We start from the raw sequence: 11,446 nt of genomic DNA, 5'->3' as shown, positions 1-11,446 counted from the left end.
GCGGAAAGGTTTGTTAAGGTGTGTTAAAAGTTAGGTAACATTTTAAATACAGCGTCAAAATCCATTGATATGCTGTAAATCAAATGGTTAAAAAGCTTATTTGCGGCTTTCAGGATAGGTTTTATAATAAACCTTAGGGCAATTGCAGTTCTTTTTAAAAATACTGCAACCGCTTAAAGCGATAAGTGTAATTAAACCAATTAAACTAATTTTTCTTTTCATTGAATTTCAATTTATGCAATAAAACATAGCTGAATACGGCCATCAAACAACCCAGCATATCGCAGGCAAAATCCCACCATTCTGCTGATCGGTAAGTAAAAACTTTCCATTGCAATAACTCAATACCGCCACCAATTATTACACTTATGAGGATAATTTTGAAAATAGTTAATGTCCTGAATCCAAAATTATGCTGATATTTTATTTTGCCATAAAACAGCAAAACTGATAAGATAAAAAAGAAACCCAAATGGGTCATTTTATCAAAACCTTCAAAGAAAAAGCCTCCGCCTTCAGTTTGAGGCATTTTAATGTTACAAAGCACTAAAATTACTAAGGTCCAGAAGATGGCCCATTTTTGATGTTTTAGTGCTTTGAACAAAATATAAGAATTAGGCGCCAACTAAAGATTGATAAGCATCTGCCGATAATAAATCTTCTACCTCTGCTAAATCAGACAAAGAAACTTTTACCATCCAGCCTTTACCGTATGGATCAGAATTGACCAATTCAGGGTTATCATTTAATTCTGCATTAATTTCTAACACCGTTCCTGTTACCGGCATAAATAAATCAGAAACTGTTTTAACGGCTTCAACAGTACCAAAAACTTCTTCTTTTGCAACTTCCGAACCAACACTGTTTATATCAACATAAACAATATCACCTAATTCGCGTTGTGCAAAATCTGTAATGCCAATAAATGCTTCACTGCCTTCTACTTTAACCCATTCGTGGTCTTTAGTATATTTTAATTCTGATGGAAAATTCATTTGTTTGTAATTATCTATTTGTCAATAAAAAAACTTAGTTGTTTTTGTTAGCTCGTATACTGATTTGCAACATTTAATCGTTCTATCGTTCGAAGGTTCAAAAATACGATTTAGTTTTGCTTTTAGCAATTGAAGTTGAGTTAACATTTATTATTCGTTGATATAACCATATTAAACCAACACGTTTCTTCGAATAAAGTTTAACATGATTCTTGAATTAAGCTATTTAATTCATACACGATGATTTGTAAAGAAACTTCTTTTGCATTTAATAGTCTGGCAGTTTTAAATAATATAAGCAGTAAGGATTAAAAGATCATTTTTAATTTTAGCCAAAATTTACCAATCTCATTTAGACATTTAACTCATAAACTTATACCAGATTGTTAAATTGGACGGTAATAATTATCGTTTTAAGTTGGAATAGGTGTTGACAACTATATCCGGAAAGTTTTTAACCTATTATGTGATGCAAAATCAATATTGCATAATATAATGACAATCGAAATAAAAACGAGCTAAATGGTATTTACTTCGGACAATGTTAATGGTTTGTCTCGATTCATTCCATATGTATTAGAAAAAAGAGCTTTTTTTCTTGAAAAAGCTGATAAATGTGACAGGAGCTACTTGTATTGTCAAACAAACGTTTTCAATAATTATATCAAGGATAGTCAGTTGGCAATTTTTTAATGCCATAACCATATTTGATACTAAAAAGTATTAAGTACAGATAACGTAAATCCTTATTTTGATAAAATTCTACGATAGACTCTGTTTAAGTTGATTAAGTGCAAAAAAAAATGACCTATACCTTTTGGGCTTGGAACAGGATTAAATAGAGATATCCAAGCATACATTGGAACCGTTCAACATTAATTAGACTGCAAGCCCTCTTATAGCAAAACTACCCTTTTAGGGGTAGTTCGATGCCATTTAGTTCTATTGTTCAGGAATCGCTCCGCCCCCCAGGCTGTAAAGCCTATAATATAGGGCGGTTGCTCCAGCAATTTTCCCTTCATTATAGTCAACATCTAATCCTGATGCAATAGCTGCTTGACATCCGGGAATATAAATATTATTTATATATTCATTTGCCCAATTCTGTCCTCCTGGATTCCATGCCCATGCATTGCCTGCATAGAATACATTCCATGTCGCACTCCAGGGAATTCCATTATCATCGGTACCAGCACGGTATATTACCTGCATGTTTGTAACTACAGTAGTCCAATGACCTGTGTTAGCGGTTTGTACTTTTGCATCATTGAATCCGAGTTCAACACCATTTTCCCAGGTTCTGTCTTGAGCTTTGAGGCTTGTTGCTCCAATTGCCAGAATTACAACGAGCATTAAAATTATTTTTTTCATTGAATTAAAATTTGTTTTAGTAATAATAAACATATTTAATTATTAATACAATAAAATTTATTTAGAATTTATAAATCACCTTTTAGGGATAATTATCTGATACCTACCTTTCTTAACGCATTTGCTCCCATCATTTAGAAGCTTTATTCATTGAACTAACTGAAAATTATTTTTATTGGCACCTATTCTTTTAACAAGGGCTTTGAAAGATCTACAATATTCTGTTAGTTAAACTAACAACTATTTTCTACACTACAATTTGGATATGATTATACCTATTATAATTCACAATGATGTAAACCTCCTCTCTATCGATGATGTCGGTCAGCGAGACGCCAGATTAACAACAACATAGCTTTTAATTCAAGTCCTTATGGATTTAGTCCTTCTAGGCTTAAATGACCTTTTTTGATAATAGAATGCAAGAACCGGAAATATCAGTTTTATCATACTTAAATAGCTAAACATAAAAATGTCTTCGCAAAGCCTCTACTTTGGTTTTCGGCTCTAAATTTCACGAAATTTGCATTGCCTTACTGCTTTGTGATATATCTATCTTAACCGAAAGGTAAGAGGGCTTGTTTAGCTCATGTAGGCAATAGCGAATTAAATATATCTTCATTTAACCATCATAATACTGTGGTAGAGTATTTTGCCTCCACCCTTCTTTTTGATTTCAGCTCAATCTTGAAACCTCTTTACTCCATCTGGTGTAAACAAATTAATAGAAAAGAAAATATCCTGTAAATGGCATCTATATAAATAGCTACCATCAAATTTTACTTTGGTAAATGCTTGCATTTGAGAATTTAAGGATCCCGCAGACTAATCAACCCCTCATATTGTAAATTGATCAGATCAAACCGGTCACTATTTCCATAAAAGTAAAATATTAATTAAAATTGGAAAAAATAAGAAATACTAAAGATGTAAGTGTAAATTTCCTTCTGTTAGAAATTAATTTATTTACAAACAGATTATTAATCCTTAAATATTAATTTCTAGTTAGAATAATATGGAACAATAACCATATTATTATTGTATAACGATTGCATTATAATAAAATATCACTCAAACCCTCATTACCCAATGAATTTCCAAACGGCGATGTTTCATTATAAGACAACTGAAGATTTTGTAAATATGCCTTTAAATTTTCTATTTTGTCATTTACCTTTTTAGTTTCTTCCGGATTATGATGTGGGGCGCCGTCTAAAGCATTCATTAACTCCATTGAATAGTCTACATAATCTTTAAGATTATCAGAAAGATGTTCTTTTTTTTCTATCATAATAAACTTAATTAATTACAGATTTTTTTGGTTTGCGAAGTAATCAAATCATAAATTTCTTTGGCCAGGGCTGATTCTGTAACCATTTCTATAATGGCATATACCGGATTAACGAAAACAGACACCAGGCTTTGGTTTTCAGCTTCGATACGCAACGATTTTTTATCCATATCAAATATAGTGTCGACTTTAAACTGAATCGTAGACAGGGTCTGTATTTCTTTTAAATAATCTTTATTTACTTTATTAAACGGGATGTAAATATATTCTCTCATACCAGTATAACATTAGCCAAAGTAAAAGGTTCTGTAAAATATAATACAAAAATTAAGAACCTGTTTAAAGCTATCTAATCCCTTTATATGTCAGTCTGATAGAATTTTATCTTATAAAATCAATAGAAATGACGTTAATTAAGAAACTTCTTTTCGATTGCTAACGGATGAAGTGCAGCGTAATGCCTGCCTGTGGCAAGCAGGGAAAATCTTAACCGGAAATGTAATTCCAAAGATTTCTCCACTGCGGTCGACATGACGAGTTAACTTAAACGTTGATAAATAAATTTATACCGTTTATAAATCAGCGTTCTTCTAACCTAAAGGATTATTTAATTAAGGGTAAACCTTAAACTAAATCCAAAATTGCTGAACGAAGTATTAAAGGTTTGCGATGTATAGGGTTTAGTTATGTTAGAATCGTAAAACAATTTGATATTGAACTTCTGGTTCAGCACATAATCAACACTTGGCCTTAAAGTTATATTTTTTGCACCTGATGAAACTTCGGCTTCTGCTACATCAGCTCTGTAGATAACGGTTTTATTATCCCGTATAGCTACGTCCATTTTAAAATCCATATTGTTATCCATCTTTAAGCTTTTAAATAAGCCAAAAGGAAAGCGGAATTTATTTGTACGATAACCAAAACCCAAAACGACATTGTTCTCTGATAACTGCGCCAGCTGACTGTTCGATAAACTCAAGCCCAATAAACGCGAACGGTTTAATTCAAAGGTAGCCGTCAGGTTATTTTTTAATCTTGTATCTATCCCAACCAAAGGCGAAAAATATTCGGAGACGGTAACTTGAGCAAATTGATATTGAGGCAGAAAGTTATTATTAGCATCTCTGGCACTGGAAAACCCATTATTTTCCTGATAACGAAGCAGTGAATTGAATCCGTTTATATTATAAGCGGAACGATAACCATGTTTAATATCAACAGAAGAGAATCTATCGGCAATAAAAGGAATACTTGTTAGGCCGCTATAAGTTAAGCTCCAGTTTGGCAAAGGAATTCTCGGAAAAGAATTCATTGATGAACTTCCGGCATCTTTACCCGAATAAGCGGCAAGGAAAGCAGAAATAATTACATCCTGACTTTCTTTACCATAACCATCGGCATATCCGTTAGTCAAACCCGCTGAATTAGGATTTCTTGCACCTAACCTTTGAGAGATGATTAATCTATTAGACATAAATGTGTTGTATAAGGTAGAGACCGTATTTGCATTACTTTCTTTAAATGCTGTACCCAGTGTAATGTAAGAAATACTGTAATCGCCCGTTGTTATAGCACTTAAATTTTCGAAAGAAGAAACACTGGCCACATACCTGAAATTGGTGGAGAAGTTCCTGGTTTGTGCCCGGTTTGCCCGTAAAGTGATTCGTAAATCTTTAATCGGTTCTAATTGTCCGGTTAACTGAAAATCTTCACGCAGGGTATTTACATACATTTGCGATTGTAAAGTGTCAGTCGTTAACCAGCCATTATTTAGAGCCATATCACGAATATCGCGCTGGCTACCAAAAACAAAACCTAATCCCGGAGCGCCGCTAACATTATCAATACCAAAATATTTGGTTTTTGGCAGATAGCCGGGTAAAAATATACCTTTTGTTTGTACATAATTTATGTTGACATTTTTTAAACTGGTTACCAGATTGATGAAGAAATTCTTAGCTTTCCCCCCTTCCTGATTATTCGAGGCATTTCTTATAAAGCCAAATTTATTATAAAGCGTAGTTAAATTTAGTGTTGGATTGACTTGAATATTTCTGCTGTTTTGAATCGTATTACCCAGGTTGATTGTTGGATCTACCAGCGTAGATAATGGTTCCGTTTGCCAGTTAAAGTTTGTTCCATATTTAGTTAATAAAGTAATCCAGTTTAAACCAGGAATTTTATTAATCGGTACGGCATAGGTTACATTCAAATTGTGGTTATAATCGGTCGTGCGCCCTAAACGTTTTAAATTTTCCCAAACGGTATCGCGTTTTAAGCCTTCAATTCTTCCATCCGGCTCATCAATAATCGAATAATTAGTCGCATTAAAATCCAATTGCAGCGATTTGGTTAAATTCCAGGCAATTCCATAAACCCGGCTCATCCTAAAATTCTTATTGAACGTGGTTGCGTAGCCACTCTGCAGCAGTGGAATGGAATTATTCGGATCGTTATTCCTCAAGGTATTTTCTGAGTAAATACGATCTACGTCAATCCTGAAATTAATTGCGCTGGGTAAAATACTGAAGTTAAAATCCCTCAGAATGGCCAGCATATTTGATTTTATAATTTTTTCAAAAGGCGCATAACTCTTTGCTTCTTTAGAATAGCTGTATTGCAGCGAACCTCTGTAGTTATTCTGAATACTACTTTGGTTGATAAAATCGCGATGGTTATACTGGGTATAGGCATAACTCGCAGAGAAATTCTCAATATCCCAGAGCCTCACCGGCTTACTGCTATTTGTACGTTCTTTACGAACATTGGTAAAGTTAATCCCCCTTCTAACCGTATAATCTTGTGCAAAATTTAAAATGGAATCTTTTTGTTCTTTTGTAGCTTGTTTTAAAGCGTTTTTAAGTTCTATATCAGGCGTTTTCGGATTATATTGCGGCGTTGCTACCTGTTTAGAATAATTTACATACATCGGTATTTTCACGCCTGATTTCTGAGGAAGGAATTTTCCCAGTTCAACTGAAGAAGAAACATCCAAAAGCGTATTATCCGAACGGTTGCGTTCGCTTACTTTCGAATCGATGGAACCAAAACCAATGGTAGATTTGCTTCCTGAGATATTTACATCTGCAAAATCTGCAAGCTTCAGGTTTAATCTTCCGGTAGCTGCCCAGCCCCCACTTTCATCAAATTCAGTTAACCTCAGTTCGTTAAACCAAACCAATACGTTTTTGTCGAGTCCATCATCTCCCTCCGGATTTACCTGGCTTCTCAGTGGGTTTTTAACACCAAGCATATAAACCCTCACTTTACTCATATCCGGTTGTCCTTTAACAACAATTGTTCTTACACCATCTGAATAGGTAAAGGGAATATTTATAGGCCATGGCTGACCGTTTGCCAGTTTAGCCGAATTACGGGCAAGTTTAGCATTCTGAAATAAAAGCAGGTCGATATCCATCCGGTTTGCTTCAGGCCAAATGGCATCAGGATCTGTGGTACCGGGTGAGGTTACCTTAAGCGGCATCACATATTCATAATAATTATCCTGGTTGTCTGTACCGATTCTCAGAAATGCCGCAACATCTCCATCGTTCAAAATTTGATTATTAACGGCTTCTGCATGGACAAACATTTCTAAATGTTTGTAAGATCGGAAATCGCTATACGACGTTTTAAATGCGGCTCTTCCATAACCGTCTCTCAGGGTTTTTACAGTTACTGAAAGAGATTGCTCATTTAAGCGTGTATCTCCCCTGTAATTACTATAATCTCTTTCACGAATAATACCCGGTGGGGTAACATAAGGAATCGGTGAACGCTTTCCATTTTCTTCAATATTTACGGTTGATACCTCTATTGTCGAATTATCCGGGGTTAGCAACGGCAAAGAAGGATCGACAATAACCTGATCTGAGGCATTATTAGCATTAAATTCTCTCCACTCGCCTCTTATCAGTTGCAGTTTTGCAAATCGCATTACTGCCGTATCCGCAAAATTTGTCATAAACATTCTGAAGAAACGGATGGATTTAAAATCCTGAATGCCCCCAACTTTTTGCTGATAGTCGCCAATTGGAATTCTTACCTGATACCACGAAACGGCCTGCGTATTTCCATTAGCCAATTTAACCTGCGATGTTACCTTATCCGTAATAAAATTTTGTCCAACAACCAGGTCTGCCGGGCGCATCGAAAATTTGTACTGGAAATATTCATCGCTTTGCGTCATATTATTATCGCGATTAATATCTTCGCCATCAGGTAAGGAGGTTGAAGCAGAATTCTCGATTCCTAATGCATCCTGGGATTGTTGAGCAGTTTTGGAATTTCCTTCCGGGCCGTTATATTTTTCGTACCGTTTTAAAATCCCTGCATTAATTTGGTCAAGTGCAGGGCCTCTGAAATAAGTATAATCATCTGACGACGGATCGGCATCTATTAAAGTAGCGGCAGCAGAACTTAACTGGCTTTTAATGGTGTTGATGGCAGCGGCAAACTTCGCCCTTTCATTTTCATTAGATAGTCCGTCTAAACCAACATCCTGCGCTTTACGGGCATCCGGACTATTATCAAAAGCCTGAACAACAGGCTGCAATTTTGGCACACGCCCCCAGGCTGTTTCATCGTATTTTGTTGGGTCATCGTTTGCCGGAAGTCCGTTTTCTAAAGATTTTCTCCCGTCTTTCAAAATATCTTCGGAAATGTTTCCAAGGTTAAAATAGAGATCGCCACCGGCAGAATTTGGCTTATAAATAAATGGGTCCATCACCCAAAATTCGATAAAGCCGATATTTAATGCCTCAAAATCGTTCGTTTCTATTTTGCGCTGAAAGCCGGCCCAATTATTTCGCGGATTTAACAAGGTACCATCTCTGTTAAAACCAGTTGTTCTGAAATTATATGGCCCCCGAACGGTTGGATAATAGGCAACATCAAGTGTTGTAATATTTAAAGCCTGGCCGGTTGCGGTTTGTTTAAAAGGAAAAACCTCTTGTTCAATAACCTCTCTTACATAGTGGTTAGAAAGTTCATTTCGATTGTTCCGAATATTAGCCGGTGTCGTTGTTGCTGAAGAATTGTAAAAAGTCGGATCGATATTATAAAATGCCACTCTTGCGCGATTATATCCGTAAGCCAAATCATTAATTAACTGCGACTCTGAAAATAACTGGGGCGTACCGGATAATTGCCACGAAATAGCGCTTTTTAAATCAATAACTGACCTGGAGGCTTCAAAATCATCAAGATAGCTGACACCGTTTTTACTTCCCGCAAAATTTAACGCGCTCGGATGGCCAGGGATTAATTGTGCAAATTCGCCATAAAAGGTAACACTCGATGGAACTTTAGTAGAAATGAGTGGAATTTTATCAACCAGTTTTGTTAAAAATCTGGATGGAGAACTATAATTTATATCGGCACCCCAGATGGTATTTGAAATTGGTTCTTCACCTAGATTTACTTTTTGAGTTAAAGGCTTCTCCGTAAGGTTCATGATTGTACCACCGAGATTCAGTTTGTTGTTTACACGATAATCTAACCTCGTTCCAAATAGCGAGCGTTGCTGTAAGCCAAAAAGTTCGTTATTTTCAGTCGTAATCCTAATTGGCTGGCCGGAAGTTAAAAGTGCCTGGTTAATAATGCTAACTCGTCCGCCCTGATAATCTACTGTAAAATCCACTCCTTCGGTTAAAGGCATCGTACCGGCAAAAACCTTAACCGATCCTTCAGGTACATTAATGGCATTTAAGCTGAATTCTGATGATACATCCGATTGATAGTTCCCTTTAATGATGTACCTGTTTTTATTTTGAAATAATTGTTTGGCAATGTTTTGAGTTGAATCGTATAAGGCCGTGAACGTATATTTATCAATCAACGTCTGTTCAGACGGTAAAAACTTATTCGCTAAATCTTTACCAAAAGGCTCGATAATCGGAAAAATAATACGCCCGTTTGCGGGATCGATTGTGATATAACCTGTATTGGTATTGGTGATTAAAGATGCTAGCCCAGCACCTGAAAGATTAGAACCAAAGGTACTCGAACTATTTGCCGTGTAGGCATTTGTAGCTGAACCAAAGGCATTATTTGCCGGAACAAAGTCAAAAACGCCATCCGATTTTCTTTCATTCTGTTGATTTAACCTGTCGAATTCGACCAGGTTTATCCATTGTTTATTCGCGGTATTCTGACCTTCGGTCATTACCGGGTTCTCTACACCGGTTTCATTGTCGATTCTGTAAATATCTAACCTGAAGTTCTGGCTGCTGATCTGATAACCACCGATGGAGTAAATGTTTTTCATCATCAAATCCCAGGTTGGCAGATTGATCTTTGTGGTTTCGTTCTTCAATAACTTTGCATACAAAACCTTTGGATTTGCAGCATCGAAAGTTACATCTGTAGAAAATTCACCAACCTGATATTCTACGCCATTGTACGTATATCGATAAGCAACGGCTAAAACCTCATCAGAATTTAATGCATTATTTAAAGAGACATAACCCAGCTGCGGTTGAAATGTAAATTCCCTTTCAGTTAATTTTCTGGCATAAGTAAGTTTGGCAAAGTTATCCGTAGCGCCGTTTGCCTGAAAATAAGAAATGATATCGTTAGAATTTGTAAATCTCCCACCGGGAGGTAAATTCTGTAATAAATTATTCGACTGTTGCGGAAAGCCTGTAGCAGTTGTTCCGGCCGGTAAGGCTGAGCCACCACCGGTAATTTGAGCAGTATTGTAGGGTACATTCTCTCCTAAATCGAGAAACCCAAGTACATCTCTCGAATCGACTGTGCTGCCTGATTTATTGGTTATCCAGACTTCAATTTTTGTAATTTGAATTGGTGAGGTGATAACCGGTGCATTCGCCAGGTTTTTGTTATAGTTATTGCGAAAATACTGCGATAAAAAATAATGCCGGTTTGCTTCATAATTATCGGCACTTAAACGAAACTCGTTTGATTGAGCGCCATTTGTAATTTTTATTTCCCGCGATTGAGATTTCTGCTGCGTATAAACACTGGTTACGTTCAGTTTTCCGAATTGCAATTGTGTTTTTAAGCCAAAGAGGGCTTGTGTTCCCGTAATCAGACTTGTATTAAGTGGCAGACTTACGTTACCGGCTTCTATTTTTTTTATGATGTCATCTGGTCCGCCGGTATAATCCAACTTAATCTGATTTTCGAAATCGAATTGGGCTTCCGTATTATAGTTAGTCTTTATTTTTAACTTCGTACCGATGTTACCCACCAAATCCATCTGAATCCGCTGGTTAAAGTCAAAATTGGTTTGAACCCTTTGCCTTTCATTAAAAAGAGGATTTTCATTTTTATTAACACGCCCTAAAAAAGTTAGTTCGGCTTCACCACGCGGTTGAATGTCAATGGTTGTACCACCAAATAATTTTTCGAAAGCCTTACTGTTTATCTGTATCTGCGGAATAATTCCGGTGTTACGAAAATCGCTTACTTCGGCATTGGAAATGCTGCGCCAATTGCCTCTTTTAATTTCGCTGTTGACCAGGCGTTGATATTCTTCAACCGTTAAATATTGGGTATTGGTTACATATTTATCGCCAATAAGATCTTTTACAATATAACGCTTATTTTTTGCGTCATATTCTACAACTCTTTTTATACCATTTGGTAGTGGGTAAAAGGGGTTGGTGGTCGGGCTTAATCCAAGAAGTTGTTTTTCGCGCAGGCTGAAGTTATTTTTAGACACAGCAGTATCTGCTTTGCCTGTAACCACCTGTGATGAGGCGTTTTTAGCAGCAAATAAAATTAAGATGAGAATCAGTAGGGTAGATATTCTCTTCAAAGG

Annotated in this window: 6 protein-coding genes; all 6 read right to left on the bottom strand. The window is 36.1% G+C overall.

The window, feature by feature from the left end:
- Positions 1-205: 205 nt before the first annotated feature.
- The 6 genes from O0931_RS13950 to sov all read right to left on the bottom strand — a co-directional run bounded on the left by O0931_RS13950 (position 206) and on the right by sov (position 11,443).
- Positions 206-604 (bottom strand): VanZ family protein, encoded by a 399-nt coding sequence (locus tag O0931_RS13950; protein ID WP_269416187.1) that lies wholly within the window; start codon positions 602-604, stop codon positions 206-208.
- Between the two features lie 10 nt (positions 605-614).
- Positions 615-995 (bottom strand): glycine cleavage system protein GcvH, encoded by a 381-nt coding sequence (gene gcvH, locus O0931_RS13945; RefSeq protein ID WP_269416186.1) that lies wholly within the window; start codon positions 993-995, stop codon positions 615-617.
- A 942-nt stretch (positions 996-1,937) separates the two neighbouring features.
- Positions 1,938-2,366, bottom strand: coding sequence for a hypothetical protein (locus O0931_RS13940; protein ID WP_269416185.1), 429 nt, complete (start codon positions 2,364-2,366; stop codon positions 1,938-1,940).
- Between the two features lie 1,054 nt (positions 2,367-3,420).
- On the bottom strand, positions 3,421-3,657 hold the full coding sequence (locus tag O0931_RS13935) for a hypothetical protein (protein WP_269416184.1): 237 nt from the start codon (positions 3,655-3,657) through the stop codon (positions 3,421-3,423).
- A gap of 11 nt (positions 3,658-3,668) precedes the next feature.
- Entirely contained in the window at positions 3,669-3,932 is a 264-nt protein-coding gene (locus O0931_RS13930) for a hypothetical protein (protein ID WP_269416183.1), read from the bottom strand.
- Positions 3,933-4,264: 332 nt separating this feature from the next.
- Positions 4,265-11,443, bottom strand: coding sequence for a T9SS outer membrane translocon Sov/SprA (gene sov / locus O0931_RS13925; RefSeq protein WP_269416182.1), 7,179 nt, complete (start codon positions 11,441-11,443; stop codon positions 4,265-4,267).
- Between the last annotated feature and the right edge of the window lie 3 nt (positions 11,444-11,446).

The sequence above is a fragment of the Pedobacter rhodius genome (assembly GCF_027213645.1).
In the GTDB taxonomy this organism is placed as follows: Bacteria; Bacteroidota; Bacteroidia; order Sphingobacteriales; family Sphingobacteriaceae; genus Pedobacter; species Pedobacter rhodius.
The sequence above is the reverse complement of the archived record's forward strand: the minus strand, read 5'-3'. Positions and strand labels throughout refer to the sequence as shown.